The sequence below is a fragment of the Agrobacterium sp. 6Ca8 genome (assembly GCF_055382765.1).
This window is the reverse complement of sequence record NZ_AP026433.1, coordinates 352,161-374,644: the sequence shown is the minus strand read 5'-3', so window position 1 is coordinate 374,644 and position 22,484 is coordinate 352,161. Positions and strand designations below refer to the sequence as shown.

At 59.1% G+C, this 22,484-nt stretch carries 19 protein-coding genes; 11 read left to right on the top strand and 8 right to left on the bottom strand.

Annotated features, from left to right (window positions below; translation table 11 throughout):
* Positions 1 to 134: 134 nt before the first annotated feature.
* Positions 135 to 794: an outer membrane beta-barrel protein gene (locus ACZ5A6_RS01845; protein ID WP_174061596.1), complete on the top strand. Its 660-nt coding sequence runs from the start codon at positions 135 to 137 to the stop codon at positions 792 to 794.
* Positions 795 to 1,028: 234 nt separating this feature from the next.
* On the opposite strand, the gene glcF is transcribed toward ACZ5A6_RS01845, so the two are convergent.
* The 3 genes from glcF to ACZ5A6_RS01830 all read right to left on the bottom strand — a co-directional run bounded on the left by glcF (position 1,029) and on the right by ACZ5A6_RS01830 (position 5,076).
* On the bottom strand, positions 1,029 to 2,330 hold the full coding sequence (glcF, locus tag ACZ5A6_RS01840) for a glycolate oxidase subunit GlcF (protein ID WP_464111035.1): 1,302 nt from the start codon (positions 2,328 to 2,330) through the stop codon (positions 1,029 to 1,031).
* 3 nt (positions 2,331 to 2,333) lie between these two features.
* Positions 2,334 to 3,536, bottom strand: coding sequence for a glycolate oxidase subunit GlcE (glcE, locus tag ACZ5A6_RS01835; protein WP_141193561.1), 1,203 nt, complete (start codon positions 3,534 to 3,536; stop codon positions 2,334 to 2,336).
* A gap of 91 nt (positions 3,537 to 3,627) precedes the next feature.
* Complete coding sequence (locus ACZ5A6_RS01830) at positions 3,628 to 5,076, bottom strand: FAD-linked oxidase C-terminal domain-containing protein (RefSeq protein ID WP_236762564.1); 1,449 nt, start codon at positions 5,074 to 5,076, stop codon at positions 3,628 to 3,630.
* A gap of 98 nt (positions 5,077 to 5,174) precedes the next feature.
* On the opposite strand from ACZ5A6_RS01830, the gene ACZ5A6_RS01825 reads away from it, so the two are divergent.
* Positions 5,175 to 6,074 (top strand): LysR family transcriptional regulator, encoded by a 900-nt coding sequence (locus tag ACZ5A6_RS01825; protein ID WP_004432244.1) that lies wholly within the window; start codon positions 5,175 to 5,177, stop codon positions 6,072 to 6,074.
* 9 nt (positions 6,075 to 6,083) lie between these two features.
* Here the strand turns inward: ACZ5A6_RS01825 and ACZ5A6_RS01820 are convergent, their stop codons facing one another.
* Positions 6,084 to 7,358 carry a DUF3422 family protein gene (locus ACZ5A6_RS01820; protein WP_112497011.1) on the bottom strand — a complete coding sequence of 425 codons (1,275 nt, stop codon included), beginning with the start codon at positions 7,356 to 7,358 and terminating at the stop codon, positions 6,084 to 6,086.
* A 290-nt stretch (positions 7,359 to 7,648) separates the two neighbouring features.
* Here ACZ5A6_RS01820 and ACZ5A6_RS01815 point away from each other — a divergent pair, with 290 nt between their 5' ends.
* From ACZ5A6_RS01815 to ACZ5A6_RS01785, 7 genes are all read left to right on the top strand, one after another.
* Positions 7,649 to 8,422 carry a FadR/GntR family transcriptional regulator gene (locus tag ACZ5A6_RS01815; RefSeq protein WP_004432249.1) on the top strand — a complete coding sequence of 258 codons (774 nt, stop codon included), beginning with the start codon at positions 7,649 to 7,651 and terminating at the stop codon, positions 8,420 to 8,422.
* A gap of 102 nt (positions 8,423 to 8,524) precedes the next feature.
* Positions 8,525 to 9,871 carry a glycosyltransferase family 4 protein gene (locus ACZ5A6_RS01810; protein ID WP_004432251.1) on the top strand — a complete coding sequence of 449 codons (1,347 nt, stop codon included), beginning with the start codon at positions 8,525 to 8,527 and terminating at the stop codon, positions 9,869 to 9,871.
* Positions 9,868 to 10,638 carry an HAD-IIB family hydrolase gene (locus tag ACZ5A6_RS01805; protein ID WP_174061597.1) on the top strand — a complete coding sequence of 257 codons (771 nt, stop codon included), beginning with the start codon at positions 9,868 to 9,870 and terminating at the stop codon, positions 10,636 to 10,638. Before ACZ5A6_RS01810 ends, ACZ5A6_RS01805 begins: the two co-directional genes overlap by 4 nt.
* A gap of 275 nt (positions 10,639 to 10,913) precedes the next feature.
* A complete protein-coding gene (locus tag ACZ5A6_RS01800; protein WP_065658320.1) occupies positions 10,914 to 11,354 on the top strand; it encodes an NUDIX hydrolase in 441 nt (146 codons plus the stop codon).
* Between the two features lie 161 nt (positions 11,355 to 11,515).
* The gene (locus ACZ5A6_RS01795; protein WP_174061598.1) at positions 11,516 to 13,021 is read left to right on the top strand and encodes an inorganic phosphate transporter; all 1,506 of its coding nucleotides are present in this window, start codon (positions 11,516 to 11,518) and stop codon (positions 13,019 to 13,021) included.
* A 20-nt stretch (positions 13,022 to 13,041) separates the two neighbouring features.
* Positions 13,042 to 13,779 carry a 16S rRNA (uracil(1498)-N(3))-methyltransferase gene (locus tag ACZ5A6_RS01790; protein WP_162692049.1) on the top strand — a complete coding sequence of 246 codons (738 nt, stop codon included), beginning with the start codon at positions 13,042 to 13,044 and terminating at the stop codon, positions 13,777 to 13,779.
* 173 nt (positions 13,780 to 13,952) lie between these two features.
* Entirely contained in the window at positions 13,953 to 15,326 is a 1,374-nt protein-coding gene (locus ACZ5A6_RS01785; RefSeq protein ID WP_174061599.1) for a glutamate--cysteine ligase, read from the top strand.
* Between the two features lie 207 nt (positions 15,327 to 15,533).
* On the opposite strand, the gene ACZ5A6_RS01780 is transcribed toward ACZ5A6_RS01785, so the two are convergent.
* Complete coding sequence (locus tag ACZ5A6_RS01780; RefSeq protein WP_003515205.1) at positions 15,534 to 15,827, bottom strand: YjiS-like domain-containing protein; 294 nt, start codon at positions 15,825 to 15,827, stop codon at positions 15,534 to 15,536.
* 204 nt (positions 15,828 to 16,031) lie between these two features.
* Here ACZ5A6_RS01780 and ACZ5A6_RS01775 point away from each other — a divergent pair, with 204 nt between their 5' ends.
* Entirely contained in the window at positions 16,032 to 16,982 is a 951-nt protein-coding gene (locus ACZ5A6_RS01775; protein WP_003515204.1) for a LysR substrate-binding domain-containing protein, read from the top strand.
* 80 nt (positions 16,983 to 17,062) lie between these two features.
* Here the strand turns inward: ACZ5A6_RS01775 and ACZ5A6_RS01770 are convergent, their stop codons facing one another.
* The gene (locus tag ACZ5A6_RS01770) at positions 17,063 to 19,501 is read right to left on the bottom strand and encodes a DUF1217 domain-containing protein (RefSeq protein WP_174061600.1); all 2,439 of its coding nucleotides are present in this window, start codon (positions 19,499 to 19,501) and stop codon (positions 17,063 to 17,065) included.
* 366 nt (positions 19,502 to 19,867) lie between these two features.
* Here ACZ5A6_RS01770 and ACZ5A6_RS01765 point away from each other — a divergent pair, with 366 nt between their 5' ends.
* A complete protein-coding gene (locus tag ACZ5A6_RS01765) occupies positions 19,868 to 20,434 on the top strand; it encodes a DUF6101 family protein (protein ID WP_464111034.1) in 567 nt (188 codons plus the stop codon).
* Between the two features lie 77 nt (positions 20,435 to 20,511).
* On the opposite strand, the gene ubiA is transcribed toward ACZ5A6_RS01765, so the two are convergent.
* A complete protein-coding gene (ubiA, locus tag ACZ5A6_RS01760; protein ID WP_003515201.1) occupies positions 20,512 to 21,465 on the bottom strand; it encodes a 4-hydroxybenzoate octaprenyltransferase in 954 nt (317 codons plus the stop codon).
* A gap of 120 nt (positions 21,466 to 21,585) precedes the next feature.
* The gene (locus ACZ5A6_RS01755; protein WP_003515199.1) at positions 21,586 to 22,386 is read right to left on the bottom strand and encodes a MipA/OmpV family protein; all 801 of its coding nucleotides are present in this window, start codon (positions 22,384 to 22,386) and stop codon (positions 21,586 to 21,588) included.
* Positions 22,387 to 22,484: the final 98 nt, after the last annotated feature.

The following is a 22,484-nucleotide window of genomic DNA, read 5'->3' as shown; positions in this document are numbered from 1 at the left end:
CGGACCTCTCTCAGGGGGATGATGGAACGGCCTTGAAACGGGTGGTCAAATGACCGCCCGTTTTTCGTTTCTGTCATTTAAATGTTACTAAAAAGCAGTTTGGTGTGTCCTCAACACCAAACTGGATTCTCCCCATGCTGCGCCACGTTTCCATTCTTTGCGCCCTGCTGCTCAGCGGCGTTTCCTTCTCTTCCGCAATCGCGGGGGAATTTGAATTTTCCGGTTACGGCGGCTGGCAAAGCGCCCCGCACAGCGATGTCACGGTTTCGGACGGAACGGGCTTTCGGGCGGGGTGGGAAGGCAAGTCATTTTCGAGCCCGGCCTATTGGGGGGTGCGCGGCACCTACTGGTTCGAGGAAGGCCAGCTCAACAATCTCGGCATCTCGCTCGATTACACCCATGACAAAGTCTATGCCAACGACCAGACGCTGGCGCGTTCCGGCTGGTCGCATTTCGAGTTCACCGACGGCCTGAACCTTTTGACGCTGAACGCGCTCTATCGTTTCCCGCTGGAGACCTGGCGCCTGACGCCTTACGTGGGCGCGGGCGTTGGCATCAACGTGCCGCATGTGGAGGTTACCCGGGCTTCCGGCAAAACCTTCGAATACCAGTTCGGTGGCGCAACCCTGCAGGCGCAGGCCGGCCTTAGCTACCGCATAACCGACAACTGGTCGACCTTCGTGGAATATAAAGGCACCTACTCCTTTATCGACGTGGATATCGACAATGGCGGCAAGCTGAAAACCGATATCATGACCAATGCGGTGAACTTCGGCGTGGCCTACAAGTTCTAAAGCTGGGATGGCAATAGAGGGCGCTTTCCGACAGGTGCCAAGCTACCCTCAAACCTCACTCCTGTGCTTGTCACAGAGATCCATCCGACGCGCGTCTGCGCTTCGAGAAGAGGCCTTCAAGCCCAAAACTTGGGCTGACTGGATCCTTGTGACAAACACAGGATGAGCAGAGCGAACGACGCACCGGCCCGAACCTTGTGTCGGGTCCCATGGCCCTTACAAGCGAACGGCGCTCTAAGCCAAAAGCCTCGCGGGTTTCGGTCCGCCATAAGCCCAGTCCAGCAGCTCGACCGTGTGCAGGATCGGCATTTCCGTGCCAGTCGCGATCTGCGTGATGCAGCCGATATTGCCGGTGGCAATGACATCCGCGCGTGTGGCTTCGATGTTCCTCACCTTGCGCGCCTTCAGCTTTCCTGAGATCTCCGGCTGCATGATGTTATAGGTTCCGGCCGACCCGCAGCAGAGGTGCCCTTCCGCCGGATCGCGGACGGTAAAACCAGCCGCTTTCAGCAATTGCTTCGGTGCCATGATGATCTTCTGGCCATGCTGCATGGAGCAGGCCGAATGATAGGCAACCGTCAGGCCCTGGCTTTCCTTTTGCGGCAGGTCGAGCGTGGCAAGATATTCGGTGATGTCCTTCGCGAGTGCCGATACCCGTGCGGCTTTGTCCGCATAGGCCGGATCAAGCCGTAGCATATGGCCGTAGTCCTTGATGGTCGTGCCGCAGCCGGATGCGGTGATGATGACGGCATCGAGGCCGCCATTTTCCATTTCACGCATCCATACATCGACATTGCGGCGGGCGGCGGCGAGCGCCTCGGCCTCGCGCCCCATATGGTGCACCAACGATCCGCAGCAGCCTTCCCCCTTCGGCACGACAACCTCCACGCCAAGCCGCGCCAGAAGACGCAGCGTCGCCTCGTTGATACCAGGGTCAAGCACCGGCTGGGCGCAGCCGGTAAGAATGGCGACACGTCCACGCTTTTCACCTTCGGCTGACCGTTCACCCGGACGGGCAGAGGCTGAAACGGCGGGCACGGAAGCCGGGGCGAGAGCGAGCATGGATTGCAGCGGTTTCAGCGCGGGAAACTTCGCGAGCACACCGGCGAAGGGTCGCGTGATCCGTGCCAGATGCAAGGCCAGCCGGAAGCGACCGGGATAAGGCAGAACTGCAGCCAGAAGATTGCGGGTCAGGCGGTCCATGAAGGGACGTTTATAGGTTTTTTCGATATGGGCGCGGGCGTGATCGACCAGATGCATGTAATCGACGCCGGACGGACAGGTGGTGGTGCAGGCAAGGCAGGACAGGCAGCGGTCGATATGGGTGACGACTTCGCGGTCCGCCGGGCGGCTATTTTCCAGCATGTCCTTGATGAGGTAAATGCGGCCGCGCGGACTGTCCAGCTCATTGCCAAGCGTGACATAGGTGGGACAGGTGGCGGTGCAGAAGCCGCAATGCACACATTTGCGCAGGATTTTTTCGGATTCCGCCACTTGCGGATCAGCCAGTTGCTCGGGCGTGAAGGATGTTTGCATGGTTCAGACGGCCCTTCCCATCTTGCCAGGATTGAAGATGCCCGCCGGATCGAGCTTTTCCCTGATGCGCGCAGACAATATGGCCTCCGCCGCCGGGCGCGGTTCGAATGCCGGCACGGTGGCGCGCACCGCGTCGCTCGCCCGCATCAAGGTGGCGTGCCCGCCGCCGAGCGCGCGGATGGCACCGCGCAGCAATTCCGCTTCGGGGTCCGCCTCCATCTGCATCCAGATGAGACCACCCTGCCAGTCATAAAAGGCATCGATGCCCGCTTCCATGCGCAAGGCAGCAACCAGCCTGTGGCCTTCGCTCGGCGCGACCGAGACTTTCCAGAGCGGTTTGGCATCTTGCCCGGCATAGGGCGCGACATTCCGCACCTGCCGCCATAAAACAGCACTCTCCTCGCCTTCCAGCAGCGCCCATGGGCCAACCCGATCCATGACGGAAAGGAGTTTCGCCGCGCGCGCCTCGACGGAAGCCCCGAGCCCTTCCAACCGCAGGATTGTCGCCGGACCTTCCGGCAGCGCGCCTGCGATGAAATGGGAGCGAACGCTTTCCGGCAGATGGGCCGCACCGGAAACCTCGACGCTCATCGCCATCGCCGCCGCCATGATCCGCGTCGCGGCCTCGTCGTCCAGACCGCAGACAACCACGGTTTTTTCCGCTGGCGGTTTCGGCAACACGCGGAAGGTTACTTCCGTGAGAAAACCGAGCGTGCCGTGTGAACCCGCCAGAAGCTTCGAGAGATCTAGCCCGGTGACATTCTTCATCACCCGGCCACCCGCCTTGATGACTTCCGCCTTTCCATTGACGAAACGGATGCCGAGCAGGCTGTCACGCGCCGCACCAGCCACATAACGGCGCGGGCCGGAAACATTGGCAGCAAAGACGCCGCCGATGGTCGGCTCGCCTGTGGTTCCCATGATCGGGCGGTGGTCCATCGGCTCGAAAGCCATCATCTGCCGGTTTTCGGCAAGGGCGGCCTCGACGGTGGCGAGCGGCGTGCCTGCTTTGACCGTCATGACCATTTCGGCAGGGTTGTAGGCGATGATGCCAGACATTGCGCGGGAGGAAAGCGTTTCATCTGCCTCGACAGCATTGCCGAAACCAGAGCGGGTGTTGCCGCCGATGATTTTCAGCGGGGTTTTTCGGGTCGTGTGGTCGCGGATGATGTCGGCGACCTGGGTTTCTGCATAAGGGGTCAGCATGGGGTGCGCTCCGAGCAAGAGATACCCTCCTCTGGCCTGCCGGGCACGGAGGGGTGAGCCGCACCCACCAAGGCTACAAAGCTAAAGTACATCATCCCCTCCCCTCCAGCGGGAACACCTTGGAAGGGTTCATCAACCAACCCTCGTCAAAAGCAGCGCGAACCGCCATCTGCTGGGCAAGATCAGCCTCGGCATATTGGTGCCGCATCAGGTCGCGTTTTTCGATGCCGACACCGTGTTCGCCGGTGAGGCAACCGCCCGCATCGACGCAGAGCTTCAGGATTTCATTGCCCGCCTCTTCGGCCCGGGCGGCGTCTTGCGGATCGTTGGCGTTGAACAGGATCAGCGGATGCATGTTGCCATCGCCCGCATGAAAGACATTGGCGACGCGAAGGCCGAGGCGGTCGGTGATTTCGCTTGTTTTTTTCAGCACATAGGAAAGCTGGGAAAGCGGCACCGTGCCATCCATGCAGATATAGTCCGCGATGCGGCCCGTTGCGCCGAAAGCGGATTTCCGGCCCTTCCAGATCGCCGCGGCCTCCATGGCCGACTGGCATTCCCTGACCGTCTTCACGCCGTGTTTTTTCGCAATGGCGACAATATCGGCCAGCATGGCGTCCATTTCCGCCTCCGAGCCTTCGACCTCGACGATCAGCAGCGCGCCGACATCCAGCGGATATCCGGCCCTGGCGAAGGCCTCGCAAATCTCGATTGCCGGCTTGTCCATGAATTCGATGGCGACAGGAATGATGCCCGCGCCGATGATGTCGGCCACGCAGGAGCCAGCTTCTTCGGAGGTTTCGAAACCAAACAGCACCGGGCGCGCGCCCTCCGGCTTGGCAATCAGCCGCACCGTCGCCTCGGTGACGATGCCGAGCTGGCCTTCCGAACCACAAACGAGGGCGAGAAGATCGTAACCGGCGGCGTCAAGATGCTTGCCGCCCAGCTCCAGCACCGTGCCATCGACAAGCACCATTTTTACGCCGAGCAGATTATTGGTGGTGACACCGTATTTCAGACAGTGCGCACCGCCGGAATTCATGCCGACATTGCCGCCGATGGTGCAGGCAAGCTGCGAGCTTGGGTCCGGCGCATAAAAGAAGCCTTCCGCACCGGCCGCATCGGAAATGGAGAGATTGGTGACGCCCGCCTGTACCCTTGCCGTGCGATTGTAAAAATCGAGTTCGAGGATCGCGGACATCTTCGAAAGGCCGATCACCACCGCATCTTCCTGCGGAATGGCGCCGCCGGAAAGCGAGGTGCCCGCGCCGCGCGGCACGACAGGAATGCCGTAACGGTGACAATATTTCAGCACCGCTGCGACCTCTTCGGTGGTCTTCGGCAAGGCGACGGCCAGCGGCAGGCGGCGGTAGGAGACGAAAGCGTCGGTCTCGAAAGGCACGAGCTCACGCGGCTCGTGCACGAGACAGTCCTCGGCCAGGATATCCTTCAGATCGGATATGATGCGGTCACGGCTCGATAAAACCGCCGCACGCGGCTCCAGAAACTTGATCGGCTGCGTCACCGCCCCCTCCTCCATGCACGTCTTGACAAGTGGTATTGTTTCTTTACCACTTTGAAGGAGCGCAATCAAATGCTAAGGATTTTTTCCGTTCTGGAAATAATCGGGAGGCAACTGTGACAAATCTGGGCGATCTGGAGGTCTTCGCAACCGTTGCCGCCTCCGGCAGCATGTCGCTTGCCGCCAAGGAGCTTGGTTATTCGCCCGCTGTTATTTCCAAGCGCATCAAGCGGCTGGAAGAAAAGCTCGGCGCACGGCTGTTCCAGCGCACGACAAGGCAGATCTCACTGACCGAAGCGGGCCAGGGCTTTTACGAACGGGTACTTGCCGTGCTGGAAGGGCTGGAGGATGCCGAGGATTTCGTGTCTGGGCGCGCCAACACCGTCAACGGCACGCTGAAAATCTCAGCTCCCACCTCCTTCGGTCGCATGCATATTGCGCCGCATCTGAAGACGTTCATGGAGCGCCACCCGGACCTGTCGGTCAATCTGGTGCTCAGCGACGAATTCATCGATATCATCGAAGGCGGTTACGATCTGGCGATCCGCATCGCTGATCTCAATTCCTCCAGCCTCGTCGCCCGCCGGCTGGCGCCGGTGCGCCGCGTGCTATGCGCCTCGGCGGAATATGTCACTGCCCACGGCATGCCGGCGACGATCGAGGACCTTAAGAAGCACCGCTGCCTGCCGGCCCACAACAACGATATCTGGCGACTGGAAGGACCGGGCGGGGCGCTCAGCATCCGCCCGGAAGGCATGCTGGTCACCAATTCCAGCGAAGTGATCCGCGAGGCGGTGATATCGGGACTGGGAATTGCGTTGCGCTCCACCTGGGATATCGGCCACGAATTGCGCGCCGGCCGGCTGGTGCAGGTTCTACCCAGCTATGAGGGATCGCGAAACGTCACGCTGTCGGCGGTCTATCCAAGCCGCCAGTTCCTGCCCGCGAAGGTGCGGCTGTTCATCGACTATCTCGCCGGACTTTACGGCCCCTCACCCTATTGGGAGCATGATTGACGCTGGTATTCAGTGCCCGCCCTCGACATGGGAGCGGCGAATGCGGCGCACCACCCACCAGACGCCGAGCACGGCAAAGGGAACGGAAAGACCGGTGACCACGGCGGGATCAACCGGCAGCACGTCGTGGCTGATCGCCTTGGTGAGATAACCGATCAATCCGACGACGTAATAGGAGATGGCGGCGACCGACAGGCCTTCCACCGTCTGCTGCAGGCGAAGCTGCATGGCGGCGCGCTTGTTCATGGTGTTCAGGAGCACCGTGTTCTGCCGTTCCAGTTCCACGTCGATCCAGCTTCTGACGAGTGCCGTAGCGCGATAGAGCTTGCGCGACAGGTTGGCCTGCCGCTCCTCGACCGACTGGCAGGTGCGCATGGCGGGCGCCAGACGCCTTTCCAGAAAGCTGCCCATGGTCTCGTGCCCCTGAACCGGCGTTTCCGCAAGCGCGCGAATACGTTCACGCACGATGCCGTCATAGGCGCGGCTGGCGCCAAAACGATAGAGGCTGAGCGCGGCATTGGCTTCCAGTTCCGCCGCGAGCCGGGTCATCTCCGCCAGCAGCGCATCGGCCTCGTCGCGTGCGCCGTTTTTCATGCGCTGGGTGATTCCCGTCAGGCCATCTTCGATGCGACGGATTTCCGGCGACAGCGTCTGCGCCATCGGCAGTCCGAGCATGGCGAGCGTGCGATAGGTCTCGATATCCAGCAGCCGCTGCACCAGCGCACCGCGGCTGTAATCGCTCAAGCCACGGTCGATCACCAATATCTGCGTCAACCCGTCGCGATCCTGACGAAAATCGGTGAGGATCGCCGCCTGCCCGTCGCGCACGTCGCTGTAACAGAGGCTCGTCGGCTCGAACATGGTCTCCGCATTGGGGGCCGTTGCGCCTTCTGGACGGATTTCCAGCCGTATGCCTGATATCAGGGAGCCGGGTGGTGAAAAACCGTCGCCGAACGGATCGCCGACAATATCGCCGCCGAATTTTTCCGGCGCGGGGCCATCCCAGAACCATGTCGAGAATTCGGTATGCCGCTCCCAGCGCAGCGTACCCTGCCCCCAGGGCATGGCATGGTGGCGGGCATCGCGTTCCGGCGGCGCGACACCCCGGCTGCGCGACATTTCCGCAATGACCGAGTGATGCACGGCAGAACCGCCATCCATCATGAAGGCAAGCTGGACGATGATGCGCGACGGCGCAAGAAGCACGGTCGGCCGCGCATGAACCTCGCCGAGAGCCAGCGATCTTTCCGGCGCGCTTGCGAAAGCAAATCTACCCTTGGCCATTGCGATATCGTCCCCGCCTGTTTCGCCGGTTTTCTAGAACATCCATCGCGATGACGACACCGCAATCGAAGCATATGTAATTGTTTTGATGCACCTGACGGAGAAAACCCGCCATTACCACCCTGTGCGGGTGCTTTAACAAAAGCCAGTTTAAAAAGGCAGGTGCCGTGTTGCCGCAGGCATGGCGCAGAGCTTACGGCAGAACTGGACAGAATATTTGACCAGTGCGATGCTTCGCTGATAATTTGCCTCATCGAATACGGGGCGAGATTTCGCCGGAGAATGTTGCGATGGACGAAACACTGTTCGCCCGAATAGAGCACAGCCGCACATCGCAGGAGGTGATCTTACGTTTCGAGGAGCTCATCCTCGACGGCATATTGCGGGATGGCGACCGGCTGCCCGGCGAGCGTGAACTGGCGCAGAAGCTCGATGTATCGCGGCCAATCCTGCGGGAAGCGCTTAAGGAACTCGAAACGCGCGGCCTTCTCACCAGCCGGCACGGCGGTGGGACTTACGTGGCGGATATTGTCGGTCCGGTCTTTTCCGATCCCTTGAGCGCGCTGATCACACGCCACAGCCGCGCAACGCGGGATTTTCTGGAGTATCGTCGATATATCGAAGGCATGACCGCCGAACTTGCGGCACAGCGGGCGACTGAACCGGACAGGCGCAACCTTGCGGCTATCGTCGAAAAAATGCGGGAGGCGCATGAGGCTGGTCGCTTCGAAGAAGAACTTGCAAGCGATGTGGAATTTCACAACGCCATCGGCGAGGCGGCACATAATATCGTGCTGATGCACACATTGCGGTCCTGCTACCGGCTCCTGAGCGACGACATCTTCTATAACCGCCATCTCATATTCAGTGTCGCAGGTGCGCATGACGAGGTGTTGAGACAGCATATCGCCATCCACGAGGCCATTGCGGGCGGTAATGCGGCAGGGGCAAGGGCTGCGGCGGAAACCCATATCGATTTCATCGTGGACACCACATCCAAGGCGCATCAGGCAAGGGAATGGGACCGGATTTCACGCCTGCGGCAACAGCAGCGCAACGCCTGAAAACAGCTTCAGACGAAATGCGGCATCGCTTTTCTTCAGATTTTATGGAACCTTTTGTCCTCTTTGGTCTTTTTCTGGGGTTAATTGGAAAAATTTACCAAGATGGGACCCATGACGACCACGAGCGAAACTGAACGCTATCCAAGGATAGCTCTCATATCGACGCATGGCTATGTCGCCGCGCACCCGCCACTCGGCGCAGCGGACACCGGGGGACAAGTGGTTTATGTGCTTGAGCTTGCACGCAAACTCGGCCAGCTCGGTTATACCGTTGATCTCTATACCCGCCGCTTCGAAGACCAGCCGGAATTCGACGAGGTTGACGAGCGCGTCCGTGTGGTGCGCATTCCCTGCGGCGGGCGCGATTTCATTCCCAAGGAATATCTGCACCGCCACCTGATGGAATGGTGCGAAAACGCGTTGCGCTTCATCAAGAAAAACAACCTCAACTACTCTTTCATCAACAGCCACTACTGGGATGCGGGCGTTGCCGGTCAGCGGCTTTCCGAGGCGCTGAAAGTCCCGCATTTGCACACGCCCCATTCGCTCGGCCTCTGGAAAAAACGCCAGATGGAAACCGATTACCCGGAAAAGGCCGATACCTTCGAACTTGAGTTCAATTTCAAGGAACGTATCCAGCACGAACTCATCATCTATCGCAGTTGCGACATGGTGATTGCGACGACGCCGGTGCAACTCGACGTGCTGATCGAAGATTACGGTCTGAAGCGCAAGCACATCCACATGATCCCGCCGGGTTATGACGACAACCGATTCTTCCCCGTCTCGGATGCGACGCGGCAAATGATCCGCCAACGTTTCGGTTTCGAGGGCAAGGTGGTGCTGGCGCTTGGACGCCTTGCCACCAACAAGGGTTACGACCTTTTGATCGACGGCTTCTCGGTTCTTGCGGCGCGCGAACCGGAAGCCCGCCTTCATTTGGCCGTCGGCGGCGAGAATATGGACGAGCAGGAAACCACCATTCTCAATCAGCTGAAAGAGCGGGTCAAATCGCTCGGGCTGGAGGACAAGGTGGCGTTTTCCGGCTATGTCGAGGACGAGGATTTGCCTGATATCTACCGGGCAGCCGATCTCTTCGTTCTGTCGAGCCGTTACGAGCCATTCGGCATGACCGCAATCGAGGCGATGGCGAGCGGAACTCCGACCGTGGTAACCATCCACGGCGGGCTGTTCCGCGCCGTCAGCTACGGCCGCCACGCGCTGTTTGCCGATCCTTTCGATAAGGAAGACCTCGGCATCACCATGATGAAGCCGTTCAAGCACGAGCGGCTGTATGGGCGGCTTTCCCGCATGGGGGCCCACAAGGCGCGTAGCCTTTTCACCTGGACGGGAATCGCGCAGCAATTGCTGGCGCTGGTGGAAGGCAGGCCGCTGATGCCGGTTCTGGAAGAATCCGATTGGGCAGAGCCATGGAACGACGGCGATTGAAACCGCTTCGTCTGTTTTCCACCGATCTCGACGGAACCGTCGTCGGCGATAACGCCGCTACGCGCCGGTTCCGCGATTTCTGGCATTCGCTGCCGGACGATCTTCGCCCGGTTCTGGTCTTCAACAGCGGCAGGCTGGTCGATGACCAGCTCGCCCTTTTGGAAGACGTCCCTTTGCCGAGGCCCGACTACATTATCGGCGGGGTCGGCACCATGCTGCACGCAAGAGAGCGGGGCGAGCTTGAAAGCGCCTATACGCATTCGCTCGGTACCGGTTTCGACCGGCAAAAGATCGCCGATGTCATGGCCGGCCTGCCGGGTGTGACCATGCAGGCGGAACGCTATCAGCATGGACTCAAATCCAGCTGGTTCCTGCATGGTGCGGATGAGAAGACGCTCAGTGATATCGAAGACACGCTCGTTGCGGCGGATATCGATGCGCGGATCGTCTATTCCAGCAACCGCGACCTCGACATATTGCCCAAGGCCGCAGACAAGGGTGCGGCATTGGCGTGGTTATGTGGACAACTGCACATTGGTCTCGACGAATCAGTGGTTGCGGGCGATACTGGCAATGATCGGGCGATGTTCGAGTTGAATGGTATTCGCGGTGTGATCGTTGGCAATGCCTTGCCGGAGCTTCTTTCGCTGGCGAACAATGACAGCCGTTTTTTCCTCTCGCGCGCGACCGAAGCTGACGGTGTGATCGAAGGTCTCCAGAATTGGGGATTGCGCGCTGACCAACGCAGTTCCGGCAATAATTCATAGCGGTTTTGCGTTCTGAATAGCGTAAAACAGAAAAAATGCAGTATTTCCGCGATCGGTCGCTGACGGTTACGTACCGGGCAAAGCCTTCGTTCGCACCCCCTGCCACATCCCCTGCTGCCTACGATCTTCAACGGCATGAAGACAATCGTGGGTTATGCGTGAGAGGGGATTGGCGGGACATAAAGGATATCTATATTAGCAGTTACGACTAACAGGCGAAGAAGGATCCACACGGATTGAAGATTTTGAATCGATTGGCGACAGATGTAGGCTTGATGTTGCGCAGACCGCCGCGACAGCAATATGCAGCGCTGTGCTATCGATCGTCCAAAAAACATCGTGAGCCGGAAGTCCTGTTGCTGACAAGCAGGGATACGGGGCGCTGGGTCATTCCCAAAGGCTGGCCCATGGCCAACAAGAAGGCGCATGCCGTTGCCGAACAGGAAGCCTACGAGGAAGCCGGTGTCAAAGGCAGGGTGGATAAGGCCCCGTTCGGCTTTTATGAGTATGAGAAAAAGCTGAACAGCGGCATCAATGTGCTGTGCAAGGTTCAGGTACATCTGCTCGAAGTGGCGGAGCTGCAGGACAGCTTTCCCGAGAAGGATTCCAGACGGCTTGAATGGGTTACTCCAGAAGAGGCCGCCAAACGGGTCAATGAGCCGGAACTGAAAGCGCTCATGCTCACTTTCGACAAGCGGATGGCGCTTTCGAAATAGCGTCCACGCCCGAATAGTGGCAATCTGCAGTTTGTTTTTCCAACATGGCTTTTACTGTCTTTCATTTTGGAAAGATGTGCGAGATGTAACAGTCTTTCTGTAAATTGCCTTCAGCCCGCGACATTGCCGGACGAATGGGAATGCTGGCGAACGAGGTCTGAATGGCAATAAAGCCGCCACCGAACATGAAGCCGACGCTCGACAAGGATCTCGAGAAGATCACCCGTGTCGAAGAGGCGACGCTGCACGTCACGCAGCAGCTTGCCGGCCTTGGTGCGGGGGTGATGTTCGTTGTTCTGGCGGCGATATTTGCGGGCGCCTTCGTCACGGGCACGGCGGGCGCCGTCATCATCATCGCAGCCGTTGCCATCGGCGCCTATATGGCAATCAACATCGGCGCGAACGATGTGACGAACAATGTCGGCCCGGCGGTCGGCGCCAAGGCGATGCCGCTTGCAGCGGCACTCATCATCGCCGCCATCTGCGAAATCGCGGGTGCCTTGATCACCGGCGGCAACGTCGTCGAGACCATTTCCAGCGGCATCATCAACATCCAGACCATTCCCGACCGCACCGTGTTTTCCTGGGCTATGTTGTCGGCCCTTCTCGCCGCCGGTCTTCTCGTCAATATCTCGACCTGGACGAAAGCGCCGATTTCCACCACCCACACGGTGGTTGGCGGCGTTGCGGGGGCTGGAATGGCGGCCTATGGCATCCGGGCAGTCGACTGGCTGTCGCTTGGCAGCATCGCCTTTGCCTGGGTTCTAGCGCCCTTTATAAGCGCGGCCATCGCCATCGCCCTCCTTGCCTTCATCAAGGAATTCATCATCTACCGCGACGACAAGATCGACGCCGCGAAGCGTTGGGTTCCTGTTCTGATCGGCATCATGACCGGGGTCTTCACCGCTTATCTCATCTGGGTTGGGCTGAGGCAGATCGTGCATGTCTCGCTTGGCCATGCAAGCGGCATCGGGCTTTTGACCGGCCTCGTCTCCTGGCGGCTGTGCGTGCCGATCATCCGCAAACAATCGGTGGGATTGGAAAACCGCAACCAGTCGCTTCGAACGCTGTTTCAGTGGCCGCTCGTTCTTGCGGCTGGCCTCATGTCCTTCGCGCATGGGGCAAATGACGTTTCGAACGCCATCGGCCCGGTGGTGGCAATCGTGCGGGCACTGCACGACGAGGCGGTGGAGACGTCCGCCCGCGCGCCGCTCTGGGTGATGCTGGTCGGCGCATTCGGGCTTTCCTGCGGTATTCTTCTCTATGGCCCGCGCCTCATCCGCCTTGTCGGTGAACAGATCACCAAGCTCAACCCGATGCGCGCTTTCTGCGTTTCCGTGGCTACGGCTCTGACGGTTCTCGTCGCCTCACGCTTCGGCCTGCCGGTCAGCACCACCCATACGGCGATCGGAGCCGTGTTCGGCGTCGGCTTCTTCCGCGAATGGTACACGCAGGCGTCTCGACGGCGGCAGGAACTCGTCCAGGCCGGCACCAGTCAAATCCGCCGGGCCGATCGATATCTGGACAATCCTTCGGAGATACGCCGCCGTTATCTCGTCCGGCGATCCCACTTCATGACCATCATCGCCGCCTGGCTGGTGACCGTTCCCGCAAGTGCTACGCTTGCAGCACTGTTATATTGGCTTATGTCCTTCCTCTTTCTCTGACGCTGAAACAGAAAAGTCCCATGCGCGCAAATTTCCGGATGCAACGCCTGTTCGTCGAAACCCCGCTTGTCGCGGGCGCGGCGCAGGAAGCAACGACCGAACAGTTCAATTATCTCGCCAATGTGCTGCGAATGACCGATGGCGCGGAAATCCTGCTGTTCAACGGCCGCGACGGGGAATGGAAGGCGAGACTCTCCTTTCCGAGCCGCAAGAAGATTACCCTCATCCCTCTGGAACAGACACGGCCCCAGCCGCCGGCATCGGATCTGCACTACCTGTTTGCGCCGCTGAAAGTCGGACGCATGGATTATCTGGTGCAGAAGGCGGTCGAGATGGGGGCCGGTCTTTTGCAGCCGGTGATGACCCAGCATGTGCAGGGCAAGATCCACAATACCGAAAAGCTGCGCGCCAATGCCATCGAGGCCGCCGAGCAATGCGGCATCCTGTCGTTGCCTGACGTGGCCGAGCCAGTGAAACTGAAAGACATGCTCGAGACCTGGCCCCGGGATCGACGGATCATCTATTGCGACGAGGGCGATGCGGGCCAAAATCCGCTGCCTGTCCTGCAATCCATCAAGGAACGCAAAATCGCTCTTTTGGTCGGCCCGGAAGGCGGGTTTTCCGAAGAGGAAAGAGAGTTGCTGCGCAGCCTTGCCTTCGTCACCCCCATCCCGCTCGGGCCGCGTATCCTCAGGGCCGATACGGCTGCGGTCGCAGCCCTTGCGGTCATTCAGGCATCGATCGGCGACTGGAATTGACCTATCTGGCACATGTCTTTATCGCAAAACCGCTGCACAGTTTTACGCGACATGCGCTGAACCATTGCGCTTCATGCATCTTTAAAAGAAATTCATTTGCCTCCGGATACGATCCGGCTCTATCTGCCACACATATGCCTCGCCGCAACAGAGACGTCATAACAAGGTAAGCCATGGCACGCGATACGACCGACCAGACACCCCTCTCCTCCGTCACGGAGCTTACAGATTATCTGGCCGGCGGTTGCAGAGCTGAAGCCGACTTCCGCATTGGCACCGAGCACGAGAAATTCGCCTTTTTTCGCGAGGGCAACCGGCCGGTTCCCTATTTCGGCGAGGCCAGCATTTCCGCTCTGCTAAAGGGCATGCAGGAAAAGCTCGGCTGGGAGCCGATCATGGATGGTGAAAACATCATCGGACTTGGCGAACAGCACGGCATGGGCGCCATATCGATCGAGCCGGGCGGCCAGTTCGAACTATCAGGTGCCCCGCTCGAGAACCTCCATCAGACCTGCAAGGAATCCAACCAGCATCTGGCGACCCTGCGCGAAGTGGCGGAGCCGATGGGTATCCGTTTTCTCGGCATAGGCGGCAGCCCGCTGTGGAGCTATGACGAAACACCGCGCATGCCGAAATCGCGCTACGCGATCATGACGCGCTACATGCCGAAGGTCGGGACCAAGGGTCTCGACATGATGTACCGTACCTGCACCATTCAGGTTAACCTCGACTTCTCTTCCGAAGCGGATATGCGCCAGAAGATGCGCGTTTCCATGAAGCTCCAGTCGCTGGCAACCGCATTGTTTGCTTCCTCGCCCTTTACCGAAGGCAAGCCGAACGGCCTGCTTTCCTGGCGCGGCGATATCTGGCGCGATACCGACAATCGCCGCTCCGGCGTACTGCCCTTCACCTTCAATGACGATTTCGGCTTCAAGGATTATGTCGAATGGGCGCTGGATGTGCCTATGTATTTCATCGTGCGCGACGGCAAGTATCACGATTGCACCCATGTCACCTTCCGCCAGTTCATGAACGGGGCTCTGAAGGGTGAAATCGCCGAATGGGAACCGACCATGGGTGACTGGACGAACCATCTCTCCACGCTGTTCCCCGATGTGCGCCTGAAGCGCTTTCTGGAAATGCGTGGTGCCGATGGCGGCCCATGGAGACGCATCTGTGCCCTGCCCGCTTTCTGGGTCGGCCTTCTCTATAATCAGGAAGCGCTTGACGCAGCCGATGCGCTGACAGCCGACTGGAGTTTCGATGAGGTCATCGCCCTTCGCAATACCGTGCCGGCCAAGGGGCTGGCCGCGGAGATCACCGGCAAGCCGCTTCTCGGTTTCGCCCGCGAGGTGCTCGACATTTCCCGCACCGGCCTCAAGAACCGCAACCGGCTGAACGGCGAAGGCCAGGACGAAACCGTGTTCCTGTCATCGCTGGACGAGGTTCTTGCCAAGAAGACCACGCTCGCCGAAGACCTGCTTGCGCTCTATAACGGCCGCTGGGGTGGATCGGTGCTGCCAGTATTCGATGAATATCAGTATTAAAACATTTCGCTGAAACTGCGCAGCGGCTTTACGTCCGGACAATGCGCAAAACAGGCAAGGCGTTGCCATAAAAAAACCCGGTGCGGCCGAGGGGCCTGACACCGGGCAAAGGCAGGGTTATTGGCAAATCACCCTGCGGGGAAAACCTTATCGGTTCGCAAGCAATCCCGGCGTCTGGAGGTACGCCGGAATTGCACGAACACAAGCCTAGAGCGTCTTGAACCGCGTGACTGAGCGCGTGCGTGCGGCGCGGGTCAGATGGGCGGTCGGATCTTCGAGCAAGCCGGTATTGAGCGCGTTGGTCACATCCGAGCGCGCCAGCCCGATATCGGCGAGCAGGCGATCGTCAAGCTCCGTGAGACCATTTGCGACGATACGATTGTAGATGCGCTGCACAAACGTTTTCACGGTGGAAGCAACACCGAAAGCGATGCGACGCAGGGTGTCGCTCTGCTGGCCGGTTGCGAATTCCAGTTCCATTTTCCGTTCTGCCGTGCGCATAACAATGATCCTTCCGTAACGGCACGATGCGGCACCGCTCCCGACGCACCGTGCGCGGGAAGCTGCCTTGGGTTGGGGGCCTGACGATGTGCCCGCCCCGGGGTTGAGATTGATTTGCTGGGTGTCAAAATGTCGCAAGACTATTGATCAGTCCAACGAATGTTTCTAATGTGAGGCATCAATCATTCTGATGGATGAGTATCAATGTCCGCACCTCTCGACATAGACCAACTGCACACCTTCATCGCCATTGTCGATACCGGCAGCTTTACCAAGGCCGCTGAGCGCGTTTTCAAGACGCAATCCGCCGTATCCATGCAGATGCGGCGGCTTGAGGAGCGGATCGGCAAACAGCTCTTTGCAAAGGACGGGCGCGGCAACCGCCTGACGGCCGAGGGCGAGAAACTGATGAATTATGCCCGCCGCATCATTCGCCTTAACAACGAGGCGATTGCGGCCTTCGATGACAACAGGCTCGAGGGCACGTTGCGCATCGGCACCCCGGACGACTATGCCGACCGCTACATGCCAGAGATCATCGGGCGTTTCGCCAAGACGCATCCGAATGTAGAGCTTTACATCGTTTGCGAACCTTCGGTGAGCCTTGCCGAAAAAATGGCGCGCGGCGAGCTGGATATAGCACTCGTCACCCACAATCCCCGCGCCCGCTCCTCCGATGTCGTGCGCACCGAGCCGCTCTGCTGGGTCACCTCCGCGAACCATCCGCTGAAGGATGATGCGCCAGTGCCGCTGGCTGTCGGCCGGCGCGACTGTCACTGGCGCCAACTTGCCTGCTCGGCGCTCGATGCCGACGGGCGGGATTATCAGGTGCTGTTCACCAGCTGGTCTTCCACCGTGGTTGCCGCCGCCGTGCTGGCAGGTATGGCGGTTTCCGTGCTGCCGGAATCGGCGCTGCGTACCGGCATGAAGGTTTTGACCGCCTCGGACGGTTTCCCACCGCTGCCGCCGGTCCAGATCGGCCTGATGAAACGGCCCGGCCTGTCGCCCTCGCTGGTGAACGCCATTACAGACCACATCACCGCCTGCCTCGACAACATCTCTCCGATGAACGTCGCCGATGAGCTGGATAACGATGTGAAGACCTACCCGAAGATGCCGCGCCTGCGCGCCGGGCACATGCTGCCGGGCTGGTGAATGGGTCCGCAAATGCGGTCGTGTGAGACGCCTTAACCGGGTAAGCTCGGCCTTTCCATCGTCCGTCTTCGCTTTCCAGCCTACCGCGCACGCAGCGATGCGACAGCCAGCAGCGTGTCGCCGCTGATGCCCACCGAGCCGCTGCCGTTGAACAGCATCATGATCGGGTTGGTGGTGTTCTGCTTGTCGTCGTACATGATGGTAAAACGGGCGATCAGCTTCTTGACCTTATCGGGGTCCTGAAAGTCCTCGATGTCGAAATATTTCTTCATCATCGCCACCTGCGTATCGACCCCGGCATTGCCGAGTTCATCGGGAATGCCAAAGGTGGTCGTGATGAAGTTCTGGATCGCGGTGTCGGCAAGAATGGAGTAATAGGACGTTGTTCCCGCCGCCATTCGCTTGAAATAGAGCGCCAGACGCACGCCCGCATTTTCTTCACCTGCCTGCGTCTCCAGCGTCTGCGTCAGATAATTGTCCAGCGTCTCGTAGAGGCCGCGACGCGTCTGGATAGAGCTTCGATCCTCGCGCAGGATATTACCGTCCGTATCGAAATTGAACGCGGTGACGAGACGGCGAAAAGCCGGGTCCATCTCCTTGTTGAGATAGCTGTCCTTGTCATCCAGATTGGACGTGAACATTTTTTGCAGCTGGTCCTTGGTGACCTTCGTCGGGTCGATGCCAAGCGATTCCATCGCGAATTTCGTCAGGCGATCATTCCCCAGAAAATCGCTGAGCGTCTTGACCTTCTGTAGCTCCGAACGGAAAAATTCCGCCTCCTTCTTGGCGGCTTCCTTTTCCTGGTCTGTTCCGAAGGCTGATTTCTTCTTGATGTAGTCGACCGACATGCTCTGAATTTCAAGTTCGGACTGCGCAAGAACCGGAGAGCCTGGCGATCCGTCAGACTTGAAGTTGAAGAGTTCCGCGAGTTTGACGTAACGGTCGTCTTTCAGCGCATAAACGTAGCTCTTCTTGTCCAGCAGGTCGCTGGTCAAGGCTCTACGAACGTCCGCAATATTCACCTTCGTCGGATCGAGGCCGACCGCCTTGAGCGCATAGGTGTAAACCGCGCTGCTTTCCAGGAAGTCCGCAACGGATTTGACGTTGGCAATATCGCTCTTGAACAGCTTCAAAGCGTTTTCGTCAGCGGCTTCGTCCTTGTCGTTATAATGGTTCATGTACCCGTTGGTCGTGGTAACGGTCTGGGTCGTCGTCTGTGATGCCGTACCGTCCGGCAGCGTTCCATCCCCCTTGAAATTGAACGCTTCGCGCAATGCGATGTAACGTTTGTCGCCATTGCCGAACTTGGCGATATAGTTGTTCGGATCGCTGAGATCGCTGGTCAAAATGTTCTCGATCGTCGCATTGACTATGGTCAAGTCATTCAGGTCGAATGCGACCTTGATGTAATTCACCAGACGCGGGTCTGCCATTAACTCATCGACGGTCTTGATCGAACCGATCTTCGATTCGAAATAATCCCTGTTCAGGGTGGCAACGGTCGGGGTCACACGCGGGGCACTGCCGACATAGGCCTGGGTCAGGATCTTGACGTTGTCGGCCGTCTGCGCCTGGCCGGCCGCAACGGTACCGTCATTGGCAAATTCGAAAGCCTGGGCCATCTGCGCCATCGTATTATATTGCGAGACGGTATTGGAGAGCTGGGTCTGCTCCGCCGTGATGGAGGCAAGGGTCGCCGCCCACTGGTCCTTCGGCGGCAGCACGGCTTCAAGCTGGGTGAGCTGATCCTGCCGGGTGGTTTTCTCTGTTTCAAGGGCGGTTCGCTGTTCGGCGGTCAGCGTGGTATCAGCCAGCGCGGTATCGATGGCCTTTATCCGATCCGTCACATCCCCATGCAACTCGATATTGCCCTTGGTCGTAAGCTTTTCCACGGCAGCGGAATAGGCCGCGCCGAACTTCTGGTTCAGATAGCTGTTCGGGTCATCGATATCGCTCGTCATCAATCCCTTGATGTGGGAATAGCTGTAGGTCTTCTCATCAACGCTGAAGACCTCGAAGATGTAGGCGCGGGTTCTATCGTTCTGAAGCAGCTGGTCCACGTTCGTGACCGTTCCGATGATCGCCTTATAATAACGGGTTTCTTCGGACAGGCTATCATCGAGGTTGGTGATCGAGGTGTCGTAAAGCCCGATCATCTTGTCGAGCTGCGCCTCCGTCTGCACCGTGGTGGTGGACTGCGTGAAGTTGAAGGATGCGGCAAATTCGCGATAACGTTCATCGGTCAGCTTGTTGGCAAAGCTGTTCTGGTCGTTCAGGTCGCTTTCCAGCACCTTCTTCATGAAGGCCTTGGCGTAGGTCATCTCGCCGAGACCGAAGGCATCCATGGCATAGGAATAGAGCTGGTAGTTATTGAGGAACTCGTCGACGCTTTTTACATTGCCGATGTTTTCCTTGTAATATTTCGTCTGCCGCTCGACGATCCCCTGCTGCGACACGCGTGAAATGCTTGCCTTCATATCGCGGTTGATGAGGTCGTAGCTCAGAAAAGTCGATACCATGCGAATGCCCCCTGGAGCACCGCGCATCACGCTGGATACGGCCGGCTCCGGTTTTGAATTCGCCCACCACACCTCCATCCGGACGCACGGCAGGCCTTGGCGCGACTGTGCATGACGCGCCTTGCCCGGAGCTTGAAAGAGCACAGTTTCGGGACTGAGAAAAATCGCATTGTCTCAATCGGCTTTACCTCAGCGAAACCATGCCACGGTGGGTTTTGCTAACCATTTGGGAATGCAAAGTTTTCTTAACCGCGATTTTTAAGCAGTCTCGAACATGCGGCGGATATTCTCCTGACATCAGAGGACGAAAAGTCCCGATGAGAAGACCGGAAACCGGCTCTCAGGTAAAACAAGGGTAGAATAAACATGACCAAGACCGTTCTGAAGCCCGACTGGGCCGTCGCCACACTCAGACTCGACCCGGCACGTTTTCCGCAACAGGTCACCTATGGCAGGGGCAATGGCGCAACCGATGTTGCCGTGACGCTCGATGAACGGGGCGCCGTTCTGCGAAAGATCCTGTCCTCTTCCGGCCTGCCTTTGTCCTTCGCCCTGCCGGCCCGCGCTTTCAAGGGCGTTGCCGCCCGCGCCATCGACCATGGTGATGGACAGGTGACGGTGACGCTGGAGCTTCACCACGACGATCCGGAACTTTGCGTTCCGCTTCTCGTCGCCCATGATCTTTGCGACATCGCCGCCGACTGGCGCAGCTGGTCCGAGGCCTACCGCATTCCGATGCTGATGGTGGAGGCCGATGGCGTCGCCCGTCCGCTGGAAGAACATCTCGGCAAGGTGCGCACCAAGAACAGCCGCCCCCGTCGCCGGCACTCCTATTTCGCGGATCGTCGCCCGCGCTTCCTCGTGCGCCGCTCCACCGGTTCTCTCGGCATGAGCATGAAGATCGAGGGCAAGGAAATCATCGCTCGCAGCTGATAATCTTCAGACAAAACAATAAAAAGCCCGGCGCGGATATCGCGGCCGGGCTTTTTTGCATCTACCTTTCAACAACCTCACGCCAACAGAAGCGGCAGAATGAGACCGGCGAAAATCAGCACGCCGACGCGGTTGTTGGATTTAAACAGCACAAGGCATTGCGCCACGTCGTCGATATCGAGCACCCAGACCTGCCGGAAAAGCATGATGGCGGCGGCGGCAAGGCCGCTATAGGCGATCAGGTTAACGCCCGCTCCCCAGAAGGACAGGGCGATCATGACAAGGGCTGTGCCATAAAGAAAAACCAGCCAGCGATGTGTGTTGTCTCCAAACAGCAGCGCAGTTGAACCGATGCCCACTGCCGTGTCGTCTTCCTTGTCCTGATGGGCGTAGATTGTATCATAACCGATCGTCCAGGCGATGGAGCCGACATAAAGCAGGACAGCAGGCCAGGCGATGGACCCGAACTGCCCGGCCCAGCCCATCAGCGCACCCCAGGAAAAGGCAAGGCCGAGAAAAAATTGCGGCCAGTTGGTGAAGCGCTTGGCGAAGGGATAGATTGCCACGAAGACCAGCGAGAATATGCCGGTGGCAATCGCAAATCCGTTGAACTGCAACAGCACCACGAGTCCGGCGAGCGCCTGCAACACGATGAAGACCTTCGCCTGCGCCCTGCTCACGCGACCAGATGGCAGCGGCCGCGAGCGAGTGCGCGCAACGGCCATGTCGATCTTGTGGTCCGCAAGATCGTTATAGGTGCAGCCCGCGCCGCGCATCGCCACCGATCCGATGAAAAACAGCGCCAGATGCCAGATCAGCGTGCCCCAGGAAAAACCGCCGCTTGCTACCGCGGCATTGGCCGCGAGTGCTGCGGACCAGAAACACGGCCACATCAGCAATTGCCAGCCGATGGGGCGGTCCCATCTTGCTAGCTGCGCATAGGGCCAGAGGGGTCTCGGCAAAATCCGATAGACCCAGTTGTTGGATGGTGCGTCGGAGACGCGGTCTGACAAATCGCTGTGGTGAACCATGGGGATGGTTCTACAGCATCGGCAGGCGAATCGGAATCGATTTCAGCACTTGGCCGTAGCCACAAAAAAGCCCCGCAACGCTTTCGCGGCGGGGCTTGGGGTGGGCATATTCGCCTCGCCTCAGGGCAGCGTGAAGCCGAATTTGTAGCTTGCCTGGACGCCGACGACGAACTGGTTCTTGGAGCCGCGCTCACGCACCAGCGAGCTGTCGGCGGCATCGCCCGTCAGGCGGCGATATTCGGCGAAGGAACCAACTTCAGCGGCTTCCGTGACCTTCCACGTAATGGCGGCGCCGACGCCGGCGGAATGCAGGCCGCCGCCGGGGCTGTAGGGCGATGGCGCGCCGGCCGCTGTCTGCGCGGCGCTTACGCCGTAATAGCGTTCATTGTATTTGCTGCTGACCCATGTGGCGCGCGGGCCGGCGGAAATCTGGATACCGGGGGCGATATCGGTGAAGACGTCGGCCGAGAGGTCGGCGACCACGCCGCTATGGCTGCGGATGCCCTGACGGGCTTCGCCGCGAATACGCAGCCAGTCGGTGGGATAAGCCTCGGCGAAACCGCCAAGCTCGCCGCCGCGCTTGATGCGGGTCATGCCTTTCAGATCGGCCGAATCCTTCTGGTCACGCGGAGACACCAGCTTTCCCGCAAGACCCATACTGATCGGGCCATTGTCCAGCAGCGAGATCGAGGCGCTGTCGTTGCGCGACGTGAAACGCGCGCCCTGACCCTGACGGCCGAGAGAAATGATGGGCGAAAAGCCGAATTCGTTCTTGTTGTCGCCCTGATATTTCGGCGCAGAAAAACCCGAACCGCCGAGCTTCAAATACCAGTCGCCGGAAAACCAGCCATCGGCATGGGCGTTACCGACGGCAAAAAGCGATAAAACACAAGCGGCGACGGCCGCTGATGGCTTGAACATGAAAATAACCCCAGGAAACGCAATACAAACAGGTAAGCGTAGAATTAGAGGGATTCCGTTTCCATTCCATTAACCAGCGCGAGAAGGCGGCGATTAGC